At 62.1% G+C, this 19424-nt stretch carries 15 protein-coding genes; 4 read left to right on the top strand and 11 right to left on the bottom strand.

What is annotated here, in order from left to right; genetic code table 11:
- The 11 genes from J4E53_RS12395 to edd all read right to left on the bottom strand — a co-directional run.
- Nucleotides 1-813: D-hexose-6-phosphate mutarotase (locus tag J4E53_RS12395; protein WP_207268146.1), on the bottom strand; the 813-nt coding region annotated here is incomplete at its 3' end.
- A gap of 271 nt (nucleotides 814-1084) precedes the next feature.
- Nucleotides 1085-2431, bottom strand: a complete 1347-nt coding sequence (locus J4E53_RS12390) for a carbohydrate porin (RefSeq protein ID WP_103308810.1) — start codon at nucleotides 2429-2431, stop codon at nucleotides 1085-1087.
- Nucleotides 2432-2563: 132 nt separating this feature from the next.
- Nucleotides 2564-3724: an ABC transporter ATP-binding protein gene (locus J4E53_RS12385; RefSeq protein WP_060738868.1), complete on the bottom strand. Its 1161-nt coding sequence runs from the start codon at nucleotides 3722-3724 to the stop codon at nucleotides 2564-2566.
- Between the two features lie 2 nt (nucleotides 3725-3726).
- Nucleotides 3727-4572: a carbohydrate ABC transporter permease gene (locus tag J4E53_RS12380; RefSeq protein ID WP_003198539.1), complete on the bottom strand. Its 846-nt coding sequence runs from the start codon at nucleotides 4570-4572 to the stop codon at nucleotides 3727-3729.
- The gene (locus J4E53_RS12375; protein WP_060738869.1) at nucleotides 4565-5473 is read right to left on the bottom strand and encodes a carbohydrate ABC transporter permease; all 909 of its coding nucleotides are present in this window, start codon (nucleotides 5471-5473) and stop codon (nucleotides 4565-4567) included. Before J4E53_RS12375 ends, J4E53_RS12380 begins: the two co-directional genes overlap by 8 nt.
- A 172-nt stretch (nucleotides 5474-5645) precedes the next feature.
- Nucleotides 5646-6947, bottom strand: a complete 1302-nt coding sequence (locus tag J4E53_RS12370; RefSeq protein WP_060738870.1) for an ABC transporter substrate-binding protein — start codon at nucleotides 6945-6947, stop codon at nucleotides 5646-5648.
- A gap of 116 nt (nucleotides 6948-7063) precedes the next feature.
- Entirely contained in the window at nucleotides 7064-8323 is a 1260-nt protein-coding gene (locus J4E53_RS12365) for an AGE family epimerase/isomerase (protein ID WP_103308809.1), read from the bottom strand.
- 228 nt (nucleotides 8324-8551) lie between these two features.
- On the bottom strand, nucleotides 8552-10021 hold the full coding sequence (locus tag J4E53_RS12360; RefSeq protein WP_103308808.1) for an ATP-binding protein: 1470 nt from the start codon (nucleotides 10019-10021) through the stop codon (nucleotides 8552-8554).
- A complete protein-coding gene (locus J4E53_RS12355; RefSeq protein ID WP_060738873.1) occupies nucleotides 10011-10742 on the bottom strand; it encodes a response regulator in 732 nt (243 codons plus the stop codon). The genes J4E53_RS12360 and J4E53_RS12355 overlap by 11 nt, the downstream gene beginning before the upstream one ends.
- 187 nt (nucleotides 10743-10929) lie before the next feature.
- Entirely contained in the window at nucleotides 10930-11889 is a 960-nt protein-coding gene (locus tag J4E53_RS12350) for a glucokinase (RefSeq protein WP_103308807.1), read from the bottom strand.
- Nucleotides 11886-13712, bottom strand: a complete 1827-nt coding sequence (edd, locus tag J4E53_RS12345) for a phosphogluconate dehydratase (protein WP_060738875.1) — start codon at nucleotides 13710-13712, stop codon at nucleotides 11886-11888. Before edd ends, J4E53_RS12350 begins: the two co-directional genes overlap by 4 nt.
- A 230-nt stretch (nucleotides 13713-13942) precedes the next feature.
- Between edd and gap the strand changes: the two genes are divergently transcribed.
- The 4 genes from gap (at nucleotide 13943) to J4E53_RS12325 (ending at nucleotide 19408) form a co-directional block, all read left to right on the top strand.
- Nucleotides 13943-14944 carry a type I glyceraldehyde-3-phosphate dehydrogenase gene (gene gap, locus J4E53_RS12340; RefSeq protein ID WP_047228368.1) on the top strand — a complete coding sequence of 334 codons (1002 nt, stop codon included), beginning with the start codon at nucleotides 13943-13945 and terminating at the stop codon, nucleotides 14942-14944.
- Between the two features lie 204 nt (nucleotides 14945-15148).
- Nucleotides 15149-15661, top strand: coding sequence for an RNA polymerase sigma factor (locus J4E53_RS12335; protein ID WP_103308806.1), 513 nt, complete (start codon nucleotides 15149-15151; stop codon nucleotides 15659-15661).
- 128 nt (nucleotides 15662-15789) lie between these two features.
- Nucleotides 15790-16695 (top strand): FecR domain-containing protein, encoded by a 906-nt coding sequence (locus J4E53_RS12330; protein ID WP_103308805.1) that lies wholly within the window; start codon nucleotides 15790-15792, stop codon nucleotides 16693-16695.
- Between the two features lie 118 nt (nucleotides 16696-16813).
- Nucleotides 16814-19408, top strand: coding sequence for a TonB-dependent receptor (locus tag J4E53_RS12325; RefSeq protein ID WP_103308804.1), 2595 nt, complete (start codon nucleotides 16814-16816; stop codon nucleotides 19406-19408).
- Nucleotides 19409-19424: the final 16 nt, after the last annotated feature.

Genomic DNA, 19424 nt, shown 5'->3' with positions numbered 1-19424 from the left:
CCCCGGCGCCAGGCACAGGCTGTCGGTACCGCCACTGGCCGCTTCGACACAGACGAATTCGCTGACCTCATCCCAACTCACCCCCAGCAACGGCCGCGTGCCGGGATGCCAGACCACGGTGTCGGCACTGTCGCCGGTGTCGATGCGCAATTCGCGCTGCCAGGCATGATCCTTGAGCTGCAATTCACCCTCATGCTGGAACACCCGCTGGCAGCCGCCCTCGACCCGCAACTCGCCTTCCTGCTGGCAAACCGCACGGCTCAACTGGTCATAACCCTGGGCACCTTCAAGCCCAGACAGCGCTACCTCACCGACGTCACCGATACGCCAATAGGCGTGCAAGGCCTGGCTCAACTGGCACGGCAGGCTGTCCTGGTGCTCGGTGCTCAAGCGCAGTTCCATGCGCTCACCCAGGTCGGCGTACAAGTCCACTTGCCAGTCGCACAATTGCAGTTGCCAGTGCAGATACACACCGTCTTCATCACTGCGGCTGTCGAGCAGCTTCCAATCGATCAACCGCGCCCAACCATGGGACGGCCAGGCGTTTTCGCTGGGATGACGGCCATACCATGGCCAGCACACCGGTACTCCGCCACGGATCGCACCGACGTGTGGCCATTTGGCCGCGCACCACAACCAGGGCTTCTGGCCTCGGGGCTGGAAGTGCAGCAACTGCGCGCCCTGGCGACTGAACACCGCCTGGCACAACGGGTGATCGATCACCAACACATCGCGTTGCCGATAGCGCTCCCACGCAAATACCGGGCGTTCGCGCAAGGATCTGAAAAAGCGTTGTAGCGGATGCTCATGCATGGGCCGCGGTCCTGGAAGTCATTCAATACTCAACTGTGTACGACTCTTCTTTTTTGTGGCGAGGGAGCTTGCTGTGGGAGCAAGGCTTGCCCGCGACGAAGCTGACGCGGTTTGCCCTGGAACCGAGGCGCCTGTGTCGCGAGCAAGCTTTGCTCCCACAGCTCCCTCGCCACAGGCTCCCCATGCACCCCAACGTGCTCCCCAAAAAAAAGCGGACAGCCTTGGCCGTCCGCAAATATGCGCACATAGAGAGGAGCTTATCGCAACAGCGTTAGAACACCGACTGAATTTTCAGGCCGGCCACCAGCGCGTTGTCGACTTCATCAACACCACCTGGGTGAGTGATGTACTGCAGGTTCGGACGCACGGTCAGCCAGTTGGTCACGTGGAAACCGTAGTTGACCTCGTAGTTGTACTCGGTGTCACGCAACGGCGCGAACAGCGGATTATCGTAGTCGCTGACGCCATTGGCGGCGTTGACCAGTTCAGAGTTTTTCTTCACATCTTCGTTGACATGGATACGGGAGAAACCGATGCCGACATCGTCTTTTGGACGCGCATCGAATGGTCCCTTGTACACGAACATCAGCGACTGGTAGTTGTCGACGACGTTGGTTTCCTTGTCATGGAAGGTGGCGTTGGCCGCGATGTTCAGGCCGCGCGAAGCATCACCGTTGTGGGTAGTGAGTTGTTGTTGCGCGACGAACCAGTAGCCGTCCTTGCTGCTGTGGCTGCGATAGGCGTTGCCGGTGGTCGCGGCGTCGTTGCCATTGTCGTCCTCACGGACGTCATCGGCCTTGGCCGTACTTTTGTAGTAACCGACACGGTACTCGCCCGGCAGGCTATTGATGGTGGGTGACCAGACCAGCTCGACGGGAATGAGGGTACCCTTGGTACCGCTGCCGCTGAGCTTGTAGCGGTTCTTGTTTTCCAGTTGCGAAGGGTTCTGGTTGTATGCACCGATTTGCACATAGAGCTCAGGCGTGAGGTTGTACTTGACGCGAATCGCCGCCTGCATGATCGGCCAGTTGTACCAGATGCCGGTCGCCCAGTTACCCGCTTGTGAACCGCAGAACGCCAGGTTCTGGAACTCGCACGGGAAGGTGTTGAAGTCTTCGCCCTCACCGAAGTAACCGGCTTTGACATCCAGTTTGCTGTCGAAGTACTTCTGTTTGATCCACAACTGGGTCAGACGAGTGGTTTGCCCACGGCCCCAGACTTCCTGGGAAGAACTGAGGGTACCGGCACGTGGATCACCGATACGATCGTTGGAGATGTTGCGACCGTCACGCCGGGTGAACTGGATCTTGGCTTCCGTATCGCCCCAGCCTGCCAGCTTCTCCAGATCGAGCGCGACGCCCAGGCCAAACTGCTGGGACCAGCGCGCGGTCTTGTCATCGTTGTAGCCGCCGTGGAGGTTGGCACCCATCTCCCCGACAAAGTCAGCCTTGATATCGATACCTTGCTCGATCAGCTTGGTCCGCTCACCGCCCCAATCGCCCGTCATCCACCTCGAGTCGGCGCTGAACGCGTCGGCTGCGTGTGCGCTACCGGCCAGCATCATCGCCGCAACGGCTGACAACTGGCAGATAAGCTGGGCGTTGTTTTTCTTTTTCATCCCTACATCCTCGTCTTTATTTATTGTTATTAACTGTTTTTATCTAACGCGGTTTACAACGATTGCGGCGAATGTCCCCATCCACCGCATACTCCTTTCCTGTGGGAGCAAACCTGTTCCCACACTTATTCTTCACCGCCCCTTGAACTGCGCTACGTTTGCAGTCCGGGCATCTGTTTGCGGCTGACCGGCCACGCCCAGGCGTTCGCCGGACTGGGCATCGAACAGCAGCACTTTCGATGGATCGAATTGCAGCGTCAGGGTCTCCCCGACTTGCGGCGCCACGTCGGGTGCCAGGCGGCAGCAAACCTTGGTGTCGTTGAGGCTGACGAACACCAGGGTGTCCGGCCCGGTAGGCTCGGTGACCTGCACTTCGGCGCGAATGGTCGGCAAGCCATTGGGCTCGCTGCCCGCCAGCATGATCTGCTCCGGGCGCATGCCCAGGATCACTTCGCGGTCTTCCAGGCCGGCGTCCTGCATGCCCATCGGCAGTTCGCAACGGGCCTGGCCGCTGTCTAGCAGCGCCAGCAGGCGACCGTCCTTGCGTTGCAGGCGCAGCGGGATGAAGTTCATCGGCGGCGAACCGATGAAGCTCGCCACGAACAGGTTGGCCGGGTTGGTGTAGATGTCTTTCGGGGTGCCGAATTGCTGGATGATCCCGTCCTTCATCACCGCCACTTTGTCGCCCAGGGTCATGGCTTCGATCTGGTCGTGGGTCACGTAGACCGTGGTGGTCTTCAGGCGCTGGTGCATCAGTTTCATTTCAGTGCGCATCTCGACCCGCAGCTTGGCGTCGAGGTTGGACAGCGGTTCGTCGAACAGGTAGATCTTCGGCCGCCGCGCCAGCGCCCGGCCCATGGCCACGCGCTGTTGTTGGCCGCCGGAAAGCTGGCCGGGCTTGCGATTGAGCAGGTGCTCGATCTGCAGCAGCTTGGCCACGCGGTTGACTTCTTCGTCGATGGCCGACTGGTTCATCTTGCGGATTTTCAGGCCGAACTCGATGTTCTCGCGCACGCTCATGGTCGGGTACAGCGCGTAGGACTGGAACACCATGGCGATGTCACGATCCTTCGGGCTCATGCCGCTGACATCCTGGTCACCGATCATGATCGCGCCGCCGGTAATGGTCTCGAGGCCGGCGATGCAGTTCATCAGCGTCGACTTGCCGCAGCCCGAAGGTCCGACGAGGATCAGGAACTCACCGTCCTTGATCGACAACTCGATGTTCTTCAGGGTGTCCGGCAGGCCGGCACCATAGGTCTTGTTTACATTGCGAAGTTCAAGCGTTGCCATGATTACCCCTTGACTGCGCCGGCCGTCAGGCCGCGCACGAAATACTTGCCTGCGACCACATAGACCAGCAGGGTCGGCAGCCCGGCGATCATCGCCGCCGCCATGTCCACGTTGTATTCCTTGGCCCCGGTACTGGTGTTGACCAAGTTGTTCAGCGCCACTGTGATGGGCTGCGAATCACCGCTGGAGAACACCACGCCGAACAGGAAGTCGTTCCAGATCTGCGTGAACTGCCAGATCAGGCACACCATGATGATCGGGGTGGACATCGGCAGGATGATCCGCCGAAAGATGGTGAAGAAACCCGCACCGTCCAGTCGCGCCGCCTTCACCAGTGCATCGGGAATGCTCACGTAGTAGTTACGGAAGAACAGTGTGGTGAACGCCAGGCCGTAGACCACGTGCACGAACACCAGGCCCGTGGTGGTGCTGGCCAGGCCCATCTTGCCGAGGGTGAACGAGGCCGGCAGCAGCACAGTCTGGAACGGCAGGAAGCACCCGAACAGCAACAGGCCGAAGAACAACTGCGAACCGCGAAAGCGCCACATCGACAACACGTAGCCGTTCAAGGCACCGATGGCGGTAGAGATCAGCACCGCCGGGACGGTGATCTTGATCGAGTTCCAGAAGTAGCCGTCCACCGTGGCCCAGGCCTTGACCCAGCCGATGCCGCTGACCACGGTCGGCCAGCTCAGCAGGTTGCCGGTGCTGATGTCTTCCGGCGTCTTGAAGCTGGTCAGCAACATGACCACCAATGGCACCAGGTAAAGCAGTACGGCGAGGATCAGCACCGCGTAGATCGCGATGCGACTCAGGCTGATGGAAGGTTTGGCAGCGAGACTAGTCATGACGCTTGGTCCTCAGCTCGGAGTACAGGTAAGGCACGATGATTGCGAGGATCGCACCGAGCATCAGGATTGCGCTGGCCGAGCCCATGCCCATCTGGCCGCGACTGAAGGTGAAGGAATACATGAACATCGCTGGCAGGTCGGAGGAATAACCCGGGCCACCGGCCGTCATCGCCGCCACCAGGTCGAAGCTCTTGATCGCGATGTGCGCCAGGATCATCACGGCGCTGAAGAACACCGGGCGCAGGCTCGGCAGCACCACTTTCCAGTAGATGCGCGGCATGCTCGCGCCATCGATCTGCGCGGCACGGATGATCGATTGATCGACACCCCGCAGGCCGGCCAGGAACATCGCCATGATGAAGCCCGAGGCCTGCCACACCGCCGCGATCACCAGGCAGTACACCACGCGGTCCGGGTCGATCAGCCAGTCCAGGCGGAAGCCTTCCCAACCCCAGTCACGCAACAATTTGTCCAGGCCCATGCCCGGGTTGAGCAGCCATTTCCAGGCCGTACCGGTGACGATCATCGAGAGCGCCATCGGGTACAGGTAAATGGTGCGGATGAAACCTTCGCGACGAATGCGCTGGTCGAGAAACACCGCCAGCAGCACGCCGATCACCAGGGTGATGCCGATGAACATGCCACCAAAGAGCACCAGGTTCTTGCTCGCCACCCACCAGCGGTCGTTGTCCATCAGCCGGGCGTATTGCGCCAGGCCGGCCCATTTGTAGTTCGGCAAGAACGTCGAGGTGGTGAACGACAGGACGAAGGTCCACAAGATATAGCCATAGAAGCCCACCAGAACGATGAACATGCTCGGCGCCAGCACCAGTTTCGGGAGCCAACGCTGTAATGCATCGAACGGCGAGGCCTTGCTGAACACAGCGACAGAACTCATGGGAAGATCCAAAACAAGGTTACAAGGGCATCCCTTTGTGGGAGCGAGCTTGTGTGGGAGCTGAGCGTGCTCGCGATGAAGGCGCCTCGGTCTTTCTAATGACCGCGTTATCGTTCATCGCGAGCAAGCTTTGCTCCCACAGGCTCGTTCCCACAAGGGACCGCGGCGCAAATTACTTGGCAGACTGAACCGCTGCGCCCAGTTTCTTGGCAGCATCGGCCGGGTCGGCTTTCGGGTCGTTGATGTAGTTGGTCACCACGTCAAAGAACGCACCCTGTACCGCCAGCGTGGTCGCCATGTTGTGCGCCATGCTCGGTTGCAGGCCGCCGGACTTGGCGTCCGTCAGGAAGTCCTTGGCCGCGGTCTGGGCGCAGGAATCGAAACCGTACTTGGCCATGTCGCCCAGCATGTCGTTGCGCACCGGGATCGAGCCTTTGTTGATGCTGAAGACTTTCTGGAAGTTCTCACCCAGCACGACCTTGGCGATATCCTGCTGGCCGGCCGCGGTGCCCGCGTCCTTCTGCTTGAACACCGCCAGGGAGTCGATGTTGTAGGTGAAGGCCTTGTCGGTGCCCGGGAAGGCCACGCACTCGTAGTCCTTGCCGGCGACTTTCTTCGCCGCGGTCCACTCGCTCTTGGCCCAGTCACCCATGATCTGCATGCCGGCCTTGCCGTTGATGACCTTGGCCGCTTCCAGGTTCCAGTCCTGGCCCTTGCCGTCGGCGTCCATGTAGGTCGCGACTTTCTTGAGTTCGGTCAGTGCCTTGACCATTTCCGGACCGGTCAGGGCCTTGTTGTCCAGGTCGACCAGGGCCTTCTTGTAGCCATCTGCACCCATCACCGAGAGCACCACGGCTTCGAACACGGTGCTGTCCTGCCAAGGCTGGCCACCGTGGGCGAGCGGAATGAAGCCCGCAGCCTTGAGCTTGTCGCCGGCCGCGTAGAATTCTTCGAGGGTGGTTGGGTTCTTGGTGATACCGGCTTTCTTGAAGACTTCCGGGTTGATCCACAGCCAGTTGACGCGGTGGATGTTCACCGGCACGGCAACGTAGTCACCGTCGTACTTCACGGTATCGGAGACTTTCTTGTCGAGCAGGCTGTCCCACTTCTCGGCCTTGGCAACGTCCTTGAGGATGTCGGTGTCGAGCAGCCCGGTGGACGCCCATTCCTGGATGTCCGGGCCCTTGATCTGGGCGACACCCGGTGGGTTGCCGGCCACGGCACGGCTCTTGAGCACGGTCATGGCAGTGGAACCGCCACCACCGGCGACAGCGCCGTCCTTCCAGGTAAAGCCGTCTTTCTCTACCTGGGCCTTGAGCACATCGACCGCGGCTTTTTCACCACCCGACGTCCACCAGTGGACGACTTCCACGGAACCTTTGGATTCGGCGGCAAGGGTAGTGACAGGGAAGGCTGCGACGGGAAGCAGGGAAGCAAGAGAAATGACAGTAGCGAGGCGAGAAATCGCATTCATCTAGAATTACCTTTCTTGTTGTTATGCATGCAAGTCTGGTGCTTGCGCTGCATGGATTCTAATCAGAGGGAATCCCTTCGCAGGTAACGAAGGGACGTGCAAATGTCACGACATGGTTACACAGGCGCTGGGCTGGATAACCGCGCCAGGGCTGACGCCATGCTCGGTGCCAGGGGCAGGCGCGGGATCAGGACCGCCTGCCAGGCGTGATACAAGTCCGGCTTGCCCGGCCAGATATCGGCGCTGGGACGGTTTTGCGGATCGAGTTCGTGATGCCAGCTGCCGTTGCAGCGATCGATGAAATGTTTGTCGCAGAATTCCCAGAAGCACCGGTACCAGGCTTCGTACTTCGCCTCGTCGGTGCGCTTGAGCAAGGCGCTGGCAGCGGCCGCCGCTTCGGCGTGAACCCAATGCAGGCGGTGACGAACCACCGCGCGGTTGTCCCAGTCCAGGGTGTAGACAATGCCCGGCGCGCCATCGACGTCCCAGCCATGGCGGCAGTTCTGGTCGAAGAGTTTTTGCGCGTCCTGGGCCAGCCACCCTGGGGTCAGCATGCCGATCTGGACCCGTGCGGCTTCAAGGTGCAGCAGCAGCCGCGCCCATTCGAAACCGTGGCCGGGGGTGGTGCCATAGGGGCGGAAACCATCGGCAGGATTGTCCTGGTTGTATTCGCGCAGCGGCTGCCAGTGACGGTCGAAATGCTCCACCACCAGATAGTCGTTGGCGGCGGCATGGCCGTGGATCACCCGCTCGACGATACGCAGGGCACGAACCAGCCAACGAGGATCGTCGGTGGCATCGGCCAGGGCCAGGAAGGCTTCGGTGGCGTGCATGTTGCTGTTGGCGCCGCGATAGGACTCTTCCTCGCTCCAGTCGCGGTTGAAGGATTCGCGCAACGCGCCCTCCTCCTCACACCAGAAATGCTCATCGATGATCCGCACCGCTTCGTCCAGCAACGCCGCAGCGCCAGGACGCTGGGCCACCACCGCGGAACTGGCCGCCAGGGCAACGAATGCATGCAGGTAGGCCGCCTTGCCAGCACCGTCTTCATCAGGCCGCGTCGTGGCGAACCAGCCACCGTGCTCGGCGTCGCGCAAACGGCCATTGAGTGCCTGGATGCCGTGGTCCACCAACTCGGCAAAACCCGGCAGGCCCTGGATGTGAGCCATGGCGAAGCTGTGGGTCATGCGCGCGGTGTTCATGGTTTCGGCCCGGGCATCGGCCGGCAGGCGCCCAAGCTCATCCAGGTTGCCAAAGCCGTCCGGCAGCTTCGAGGCCTTGGCGAACGCCAGCAGCCGCAAGCCTTCGGCGGCAAGCCATTGCTGGTGGGCAGGGGCATTCAGCCAACTGCTGAAGGCCGGTTGGAAGGTGTCCATCGGGGTACCTTTTTTGTTGTTTTGACGCAGGGAGTCTAAACAAGGGATGGCGGGTGGCAGGTAACGAAAGGGGCGAGTTATGTCACTGACTCGTGACATTTGACTGGGAGAGATGGGTTGAGACGAATGGCGCCATCGCGAGCAAGCTCGCTCCCACAGGGGTTTTGTGAACGCCGAAGATCCAGTGTGGGAGCGAGCTCGCTCGCGATGAACGATGACGCGGTCTGATCAATCCACACTGCGAGGCAACTGCAAGGTCACCCGCAACCCACCCTCACGCAGGTTTTGCAGGCTCACCTCCCCCCCATGGCTGTGGGCGATATTGCGGGCTATGCCCAGGCCCAGGCCATAGCCCTGCTGTTGCCCGGCGAGGCGGAAGTGCGGTTCGAAGACTTGCTCCAGGCGCTGCTCCGGCACACCCGGCCCTTCGTCGTCGACGTGCAGGATGAACGCGGTTTCATCGTCATCGATGTGCAGGTGGGCGTTCTGTCCGTATTTCAAGGCATTGTCGATCAGGTTGCCGATGCAGCGCTTGAGGGCCAGCGGCTTGCCGGGATACGGCGCCAGCGCCCGACCATCCTGGGTCACCCGGCCGTTGCCGTTGGGTGCCAGGTAAGGCTCCACCAGGCAATCGAGCACATGGTTGAGGTCCACCGGCTCGATGTTTTCGTGGATGTCGGTGTCCTTGACGCATTGCAGCGCGCCTTTGACCAGCAGCTCCAGCTCATCCAGGTCACGGCCGAACTTGGCTTGCAGGTTTTCGTCCTCCAGCAGCTCGACCCGCAGCCGCAATCGAGTGATCGGTGTGCGCAAGTCGTGGGAAATCGCGCTGAACAACTGGCTGCGCTCCGTCAGGTAACGGCTGATGCGTTCGCGCATGGCATTGAACGCTCGCCCCACTTCCACCACTTCGCTGCCACCGCCCTCGGCCACCGGTTCCACTTCGGCCCCCAGGGACATGTCGCGCGCGGCCCGGGCCAGACGCTTGAGGGGCCGGCTTTGCCAATGCACCAGCAAACCGATGAACAGCAACAACAGGCTGCTGGTGAGCACGATGAAACCGACCTGTTGCTTGGGCAGGTCTTGTTCTTCGAGGCTGGTGTAGGGTTCGGGCAGCAACGAGGCGATGTACAGCCATTCCCCCGGCGCCATCTGGATCTGCGTGACCAGCACCGGCGGATTCACCGGTTCCAGCGTCAGGGCATAGTGGGCCCACGAACGAGGCAGTTCATCGAGCTTGAGCCCGGCATTGAAAATCCGCAGGTCGTCGGGGCTGACAAACGTCACCGAGATGTCGGCGTTAGTGCCCAAGGAGCGACGCAGCACTTCATCCACGGCCTTGAGCACCGCCTGCTTGCGCGGCGTCACCGGCAGCACGTCCATGCCCAGGGGCTTGTCGTTGAGGGTGACGACGAACCGCGTACCGCCCATGCTGCGCAGTTGGTCCAGCACCAATGGCCGGTACGCCACCGGCAGCGAACGCAAGTAACTGACGCTGGCGGTCATCGAATGGGCCAGGCTACGGGCGCTGGTGACCAGGCCTTCGAGCTGGGTGGCGCGCAGTTGCGAGACCCAGATCAGGCTGGACAGGGTCTGGGCGAACAACACCACCAGCAAGGTCAGCAGTAGCATGCGGCCCAGCAACGAGCGCGGTACCGGTACCCGCCGGGCGATTTTCCTGATCCAGTCAATGCCCATTGCTGGCAACCACGCTGGCCGCCAGTTGATAACCGCTGCCACGCACCGTGCGAATCAGCCGCGGTGGTTTGTCGGTGTCACGCAGGCGCTGGCGCAGGCGACTGACCGCCATGTCGACGATCCGGTCCAGGGGCATCAACTCACGACCACGGGTCGCATTGCCGATGGTGTCGCGGTCGAGGATTTCCTGGGGATGATCGAGAAACAGCTTGAGCAGGGCGAAGTCGGCGCCGGAGAGAATCACTTCTTCACCGTCGGTGTGGAACAGCCGATGGCTGACCATGTCCAGCCGCCATTCATCGAAGGCCAGCACTTCACCGCCGGAGCGTTCCTGGCCGAATTGCGCCCGGCGCAGCAGCGCCTTGATGCGCGCCTGCAACTCACGCGGGCTGAACGGTTTGCCCAGGTAATCATCGGCGCCCAGCTCAAGGCCGATGACCCGGTCGGCCTCGTCGGAACTGGCGGTGAGCATGATGATCGGCACATGGGCCTGGCGTGGGTGCTGGCGAACCCAGCGGCAAAGGCTGAAGCCGTCTTCATCGGGCAGCATCACATCGAGGATCACCAGGTCGCTCGGCGCATCGTTAAACGCCTGGCGAAACCCGGCGCCGTCGGGCGTGGTACGCACCTGGAACCCCGCACGGCTGAGGTAGGTGTCCAGCAGTTCGCGAATCTCCTGGTCGTCGTCGACCAACAAAATCGATTTGTTTACTGAACTCACGGGCCTCGTCCTTGTTGTTTGGATTGGGGCGATTATGCCTGATGGACAAGGCCTACAAACACACCACAAAAACTCTGTGGGAGCGAGCTTGCTCGCGATAGCGGTGCAACAGTCAACCTCAACGGCGACTGCCACTCCATCATCGCGAGCAAGCTCGCTCCCACAGGGGTGGGGTACCTATCGAACCTTAGGCGGCGGCGGATTGCTCCAACGCCACGCCCGCGCCCATCAGGCCGGAGTAGGGTGCGGTCACCAGCCAGACCGGAATGCCCTTGAAGTAATCGCTCATGCAACCCTTGTCGGCGAAGCAGCGGGCGAAACCGCTTTCGAGGAAGAAATCGGCAAAACGCGGGACCACGCCACCGACGATGTAGACGCCGCCGCGTCCGCCCAGGGTCAACACGTTGTTGCCGGCCACGCGCCCCAGCCAGCGGCAGAACTGCTCGAGCACTTCCAGGGCGATGGGGTCGCCGGCCAGGCCGGCCGCGGTGATGGATTCGGGGGTGTCGAGTACCGGCACATGGCCGTCCACTGCGCAAATGGCCCGGTACACCCGAGGCAAACCGCTGCCGCTCAAGGCGGTTTCGGCGCTGACGTGGCCGATCTCGTTGTAGATGTGCTGCCACAGCTGGGTTTCCCGCGGGCTGCTCATGGGCAGGTCGACATGGCCGCCCTCCCCCGGCAACGCGGCGAAACGGCCCTCACCCAGGTCCAGCAGCGTGCCGACGCCCAGCCCGGTGCCCGGCCCGATCACCACCGCCGGACGCATCGGCTCCGGGGTGCCTTCGCACACGACCCGGTACTCATCGGGACGCAAGCAGGTCATGCCCAAGGCCATGGCCGAGAAGTCGTTGACCAGCAACAGCTTCTCCACCTGCAGGGTCTTGCAGAACGCCAGATTGCTCAGGCGCCAGTGATTGTTGGTAAAGCGAAACTCATCGCCGCTCACGGGACCGGCCACCGACAGGCACACCGAACCGATGGCGCCCGGTTTCAGGCCCAGACCGCTCAGGTACACCTGGATGGCATCTTCCGGGCAGGCGTAATCCGCCGTTGCCAACACCTGGATGTTTTCCAGGGTGTGGTTTTTCCACAGCGCGAAGCGTGCGTTGGTCCCACCGATGTCACCGACCAAAGCCAGTTTCAATTAAGCGTCTCCAGGGCAGATGTGAAGGCGCTGGCGCCCTGCTCCGCCGAGCTGAAGGCCATGCGCATGAAACCGAACAGCTCGCGACCGGTGCCGATGTTGTTGCCCAACAGGCCCTTGGCCGGCGTGCGCGCGGCGAATTCCTCGGCGTCCACCTTCAATTCCAAGGTGCCTTTGACGCCATCGACACGGATGATATCGCCCTCCTGCACCCGGGCCAACGCACCACCGACATAAGCTTCGGGGCTGACATGAATGGCCGCCGGGATTTTCCCCGACGCGCCGGACATGCGCCCGTCGGTCACCAGCGCCACTTTGAAGCCACGGTCCTGCAACACACCCAGGAATGGCGTCATCTTGTGCAGCTCCGGCATGCCGTTGGAGCGCGGGCCCTGGAAGCGCATCACCGCGACAAAATCCTTTTCCAGCAGGCCGGCCTTGAACGCGTCTGCCAGGTCCTGCTGGTCCTGGAAGACCATGGCCGGGGCTTCGACAATCTGGTTTTCCAGGGCCACGGCCGAGACCTTCATCACCCCACGGCCCAGATTGCCTTCCATCACGCGCAACCCACCTTCTGGCGAGAAGGCGCGGGCCACCGGGCGCAGGATGTTTTCGTCGAGACTTTCGATCGGGCCGTCGCGCCATACCAACTCGCCATCCTCCAGGAACGGTTCCTGGGTGTAGCGGCTCAGGCCGTGGCCGAGCACGGTGTTGACGTTTTCATGCAGCAAGCCGGCTTCCAGCAACTCACGGATCAGGAACGACATGCCGCCGGCAGCCTGGAAGTGGTTGATGTCGGCCTTGCCGTTCGGGTAGACGTGGCTCAGGGTCGGCACCACCTCGGAGAGGTCGGCCATGTCTTGCCAGGTCAACTGGATACCCGCTGCCATGGCGATGGCCGGCATGTGCAGGGTGTGGTTGGTGGAACCGCCGGTGGCGTGCAGCGCAACGATGGAATTGACCAGCGAGCGCTCGTCGACGATTTCGCCGATGGGCATGAAATTGCCGCTTTGCTTGGTCATGCGCGTCACCTGGAACGCCGCTTCACGGGTCAGGGCATCGCGCAGCGGCGTGTTCGGGTTGACGAACGAGGCGCCCGGCAAGTGCAGGCCCATCACTTCCATCAACAACTGGTTGGTGTTGGCGGTGCCGTAGAAGGTACAGGTGCCGGGGCTGTGGTAGGACTTCATCTCCGATTCCAGCAGCTCTTCGCGGGTGGCCTTGCCTTCGGCGTAGCGCTGGCGCACGTCGGCTTTTTCCTTGTTGGAAATGCCCGAGACCATCGGCCCGCCTGGCACGAAGATCGTCGGCAAGTGACCGAAGCGCAGCGCGCCCATCATCAGGCCCGGGACGATCTTGTCGCAGATGCCGAGCATCAGCGCACCGTCGAACATGTTGTGGGACAGCGCCACCGCCGTGGAGAGCGCGATCACTTCGCGGCTCGGCAGGCTCAGTTCCATCCCCGCCTCGCCCTGGGTCACGCCGTCGCACATCGCCGGCGTGCCTCCGGCGAACTGGCCGACCGAGCCAATCTCGCGCAGGGCTTTCTTGATTTGTTCCGGGAAGGTTTCGTAGGGCTGGTGGGCCGAGAGCATGTCGTTATAGGACGACACGATGGCGATGTTGGCGGCGTTCATCATCCGCAGGTGGTGTTTGTCTTCGGTGCCGCAACCGGCCACGCCGTGAGCGAAGTTGGCGCACTGCAGCTTGCCGCGCATCGGACCGTCGCTGGCGGCATCACGGATCAATGCAAGGTAAGCCTGACGCGTGGCGCGGCTGCGGGCGATAAGCCGTTCGGTGACCTCAAGAACGCGGGGATGCATGTGTAGAACTCCAGGCTAACGGGTGTGGCGACCTGATTGTCTATGCTGGTCAAAAGCCCGCTGCGCGCTGTGTGGAAGGCGAGGCGACAGACGATTTTTGACCATTCGGACCAGTTGATTCAGGTCACTCGTTGTAGATAAAACAAAATATTGCCACTAAAAAGGCTTGTTTTCTATTTTTATGCGAATAATCTTGTAATTCCAACAACAAATCGACGGCGGCGCAGTTAATGACTCTTCGAATCGCAATCAATGGTTTTGGCCGCATCGGCCGCAACGTCCTCCGTGCACTGTATACCCAAGGCTATCGTCGCGACCTGCAGATCGTCGCCATCAACGACCTGGGCGACAGTGCAATCAATGCCCATCTGCTCAAGTTCGACACCGTGCATGGCACCTTCGACGCCGACGTCCAGCACGATCACGAAAGCCTGACGGTCAATGGCGACCGCATCTCGGTCAGCGCCATCCGCAACCCGGCCGAACTGCCTTGGGCGGCCGAGAAGATCGACGTCGTGTTCGAATGCACCGGTCTGTTCACCGACCGCGCCAAGGCCGCCGCCCATATCAGCGCCGGCGCCCGCAAGGTGATCATTTCGGCCCCGGCCAAGGGCGCCGATGCCACCGTCGTGTATGGCGTGAACCACGACATCCTGCGCCAGTCCCACCAGATCATCTCCAACGCTTCGTGCACCACCAACTGCCTGGCCCCGGTGGCCCAGGTGCTGCACCGCGAGCTGGGCATCGAAAGCGGCCTGATGACCACCATCCATGCCTACACCAACGACCAGAACCTGACCGACGTCTACCACAGCGACCCGTACCGTGCTCGCTCGGCCACGCAGAACATGATCCCGAGCAAGACCGGCGCCGCCGAAGCGGTGGGCCTGGTGCTGCCGGAACTGGCCGGCAAGCTGACCGGCATGGCGGTGCGCGTACCGGTGATCAACGTCTCGCTGGTGGACCTCACCGTGCAGCTCAAGCGCGAAGCGTCGGCCGAGGAAGTCAACGAACTGCTGCGCCAGGCCAGCCAGCATTCGAAGATCCTCGGCTACAACACCCTGCCGCTGGTCTCCAGCGATTTCAACCACAACCCGCTGTCGTCGATCTTCGACGCCAACCACACCAAGGCCAGCGGCAAGCTGCTCAAGGTACTGGCCTGGTATGACAACGAATGGGGTTTCTCCAACCGCATGCTGGATAACTGCCTGGCGTTGTGTAACGCCGAATAACTGACACGGCAGTATTGAGCCTTTCTGTGGGAGCGAGCTTGCTCGCGATAGCGGTGTATCAGCCAACATCGATGGCGACTGACACGCCATCATCGCGAGCAAGCTCGCTCCCACAAGGGTTCACACTCGTGAAATGAATCAAGGCTTGACCCGCAACGTAGATGATAAGCATTATCATCCACTCGAACCGGATCGGGCCCTACCGTGAGTCAATCGCGCTTTCATCACGTCTTCCTCGCCCAGCGCACGCCGCTGCTGCGCACCCTCGAGCGCATGGTCAGCAACCCCAGTACCGCCGAAGACCTGCTTCAGGAAACCTACCTGCGTGTCACCCGTGCACTGGCCGAACACACGGTCGAGCACCTCGAACCCTTTGTTTTCCAGACCGCCCGCAACCTGGCGCTGGACCATTTGCGTGCCCGGCGCATCCAGGCCCGAACCCTGCTGGATGACGTGCCGCTGGAAGTCGTCCAAAACGTCGTCGCCCCCCAGAGCAGCGCCGAGGACGCCGCCCATGCCCAGCAACTGCTCGAGCGCCTGAATGTCAGCCTGCAGGCCCTGAGCCCGCGACAACGGCAGATCTTCATCCTCAACCGCCTGCATGGCCACAGTTACCAGGAAATCGCCGAACGGCTGAGCGTGTCCCTGAGCACGGTGCAAAAGGAACTGAAACTGATCATGGCGATCTGTGTGGGTGTGGCTGAACGCAGTCTATAGTTTCACGTTGCGCACAGGCTTGCCTCCTACTGCCTGCGGCTTGTAGCTTGTGCTGGCCGCTAATACGAGAACCCACCGTGACGGACAACTCCCCTTCTCCTGCGCCGACGCCGGAAACCGCCCATGCCATGGAGCAGGCGCTGGACTGGCTGATCCTGCTGGACAGCCCCAGCGAGGAACAGACGCGGCAGTTCCAGGCCTGGCTGGCGGCCGATCCACGTCATGGCGAGGCCTTCGCCCGGGCCCACGCGATCTGGAATGGCCCACAGGTGATGGCCAGTGCCCGTCGACTTGAAACCGCGCCCAAGGTCACCGCGCTGTCGCGCCTGCGTGCCCACTGGAAACCCCTGGCCACCGCCGCCGTGTTGTTTCTCGGCCTGTTCAACTTCAGCGACCTGCCCCTGCGCTTGCAGGCCGATCACCTGACCGTGGTCGGTGAGCGCCAGCGCCTGCAATTGGAAGACGGCTCCAAGGTCCTGCTCAACACCGACTCGGCGTTCTCCAGCACGTTCAACGAACAACGGTACGTGGCCCGCTTGTACAAGGGCGAGGCCTTCTTCGAAGTCCCGGGCAACCGTACCCTGCCGCTGGAAATCGACGCCGGCCCGGTCACCGCCAGCGTCAGCGACACCACGTTCGCCGTGCGTTACCTCGACGGCGTGGCCCAAGTCCAGGTGCAGCGCGGCGATGTGGATCTGCGGGCCAACCGCAACGACACCCATGTGCGGCTGTCGGCCGGGGAGAGTATCCGCATCGGCCCCAATGGCTTCGACCGCCCGGCCCGTCTCGATGCCAACACCGACCTGGCCTGGGTCCAGGGTCGGCTGGTGTTCGAGAACCGGCCGCTGAGCCAAGTACTGGCCGAGCTGCGCCGCTACTACCCCGGCTGGATCATCAACAGTAACGAACAGCTGGCCAATGTCGCGGTGACCGGCAATTACCGCCTCGATCAGCCGCTGGACGTGGTCCGCTCCCTGGCCCATATCACCTCGGCGCGGCTTCAGGAATTCCCAGCGCTGGTGATCTTGAACTAAATGAGAATTATTTTTACTCGATAGGCTCCGCTGGTTCGTCTCGTTATAGCCAATGCAATTGATTCGCATCCAGCGATGCGATCTGCACCTATAACAGATGCGACACGGAGCGCTATCGATGTCCTCTCGCCTTACTTGCCGGTTTCTTGCCCCCTCTTGCACGCTGTCATTGCTCACCGCCGCCATCCTGATGGCCGGCACTGCGCCGCTCGCCCTGGCTGCCACCGCCGTACAACCCCCTGCCCGCAACATGGGCGACTACACCTTTGCCATCGCCCGACAGCCACTGGTCTCGGCCTTGAATGCATTCACCGCGGTCACCGGCTGGCAAGTCGGCATGCCGGCGGAACTGGCCGAAGGCGTCGCCTCGCCAGGGGTGAACGGCTCGCTGCCGCCTGAAAAAGCCCTGGAGCGCCTGTTGGTGGGGACCCAGCTGGGCTACCGCAAGCTGGGCGACAACAGCATCGTGCTGGAAAAGCGCAGCAGCGGCAGCGCGATGGAGCTGCAACAGGTGACCATCAGCGCCACCCGCCAGGAACAGGACATCACCAGCGTACCCAGCACGGTCACCGTCCACGACCGCCAGGAACTGGACCGCAACAACGTCAATACCCTCAAGGACCTGGTGCGCTATGAACCGGGCGTGTCGGTGGGCGGTGCGGGCCAGCGCGGCGGCATCAGCGGCTATAACATTCGCGGCATCGACGGCAACCGGATCCTGACCCAGGTCGACGGCGTGGAAGTACCCGGCGGTTTCTTCAACGGCCCCTACGCCAAGACCCAGCGCAATTACGTCGACCCGGAAATCATCAAGCGCGTGGAAATCCTCCGCGGTCCGGCCTCGGTGCTGTACGGCAGCAATGCCATTGGCGGTGCCGTCAGCTACTTCACCCTCGATCCGGACGACATCATCAAGCCCGGCCAGGACGTTGGCGCCCGCCTGAAGACCGGCTACAGCTCCGCCGACGAGAGCTGGCTCAAGTCCGCCACCGTCGCCGGCCGCAGCGGCCCATTCGATGGCCTGCTGCACTACAGCCAGCGCGACGGTCACGAAACCGAATCCTACGGCAGCCACAACGGCACCGGCCTGGACCGCACCGCCGCCAACCCGGAAGACGTGCGCGCCAACAACGTGCTGGCCAAGCTCGGCTGGAACTACAGCGATGACGCACGCCTTGGCCTGGTCTACGAGAAGTACAAGGACGACCGCGACAGCGACCTGAAAAGCGCCTACGGCGGCCCCTACGCCAACGGCCAGCCGGCGATCCCCGACTTTGTACTGCCCGGCGGCATGTACCAGTGGCGCACCGGCAACGACACCATCACCCGCGAGCGTTTCGGCCTGGAGCACAGCTTCGCCCTCGACAGCTTGCTGGCCGATCACATCAAGTGGAGCCTGAATCACCAGGTCGCCAAGACCGACCAGAGCACCGCCGAGTTCTATTTCCCGATCACCCGCCAGGTCCTGCGCACCCGGGATACCCTCTACGAAGAAAAGCAGTGGGTCTTCGATGCGCAACTGGACAAGGCCTTCAGCATCGCCGACACCGATCACGCGCTGACCTACGGCACCACGATCAAGCAACAGAAAGTCACCGGCTCGCGCAGCGGCAATGGCGTGTGCCTGGCGGTGGGTGTCGGTTGCTCTGCGGTGGGCGCCATCAGCACCCGGGACGTGCTGGCAAAAGCCAGTGACTTCCCGGACCCGACCATCAACAGCTACGCCCTGTTCGTCCAGGACCAGATCAGTTGGGACAAATGGACCTTCACGCCTGGCCTGCGCTACGACTACACCCAGCTCAAGCCGCACCTGACCGAGGAATTCCTCAACACCGTGGACCCCACCAGTGGTGGTGAGGTCAGCGACAAGAACAAGACCTGGCACCGCGTCTCGCCGAAATTCGGCGTGACCTATGCCCTGACCGACCAGTACACCTGGTACGGGCAGTACGCCGAGGGTTTCCGCACCCCGACCGCCAAGGCCCTGTATGGCCGTTTCGACAACCCTGGCGCTGGCTATAGCGTGGAGCCCAACGCCGACCTGGAAGCGGAAAAAAGCCAGGGCTACGAGACCGGCCTGCGCGGCCGCTTCGACTCCGGCTCGTTCGACGTGGCGGTGTTCTACAACAAGTACCGCGACTTCATCAACGAGGACGCCATCACCCCCGGTGCCGACCAGTTGACCTTCCAGAGCAACAACATCAAGCACGCCACCATCAAGGGTGCCGAAATCAAGGGACGCCTGGACCTGGACGTGCTGGGCGCGCCAAAGGGCCTGTACACCCAAGGTTCGGTGGCCTACGCCTACGGTCGCAACAACGACACCGGCGAGCCGCTCAACAGCGTCAACCCGCTCACCGGCGTGTTTGGCCTGGGCTACGACCAGGAGCAGTTCGGCACCTTGCTCAGCTGGACCCTGGTCAAGAAAAAGGACCGCGTCGACGACAGCAACTTCAACTCGCCCGATGGCGTGAGCAGCCAGTTCAAGACGCCAGGCTTCGGCATCCTCGACCTGACGGGTTTCTACAAGGTGACCCGCGACGTGACCGTCAGTGGCGGCCTCTACAACCTCACCGACAAGAAATACTGGCTGTGGGATGACGTGCGCGGCTACGACAGCGTCGGCGAAGCGGCCGTGCTGAGCCCCGCCAACCTCGATCGCCTGACCGCGCCCGGGCGTAACTTCGCGGTGAACCTGATCTGGGATATCTGACCCGATTTCCCAGGCA

The sequence above is a fragment of the Pseudomonas sp. FW305-28 genome (assembly GCF_017351395.1).
GTDB classification, from domain to species: Bacteria; Pseudomonadota; Gammaproteobacteria; order Pseudomonadales; family Pseudomonadaceae; genus Aquipseudomonas; species Aquipseudomonas fluorescens_AA.
Note: the sequence above shows the minus strand (reverse complement) of the source record. Positions and strands in the feature narration are given on the sequence as shown.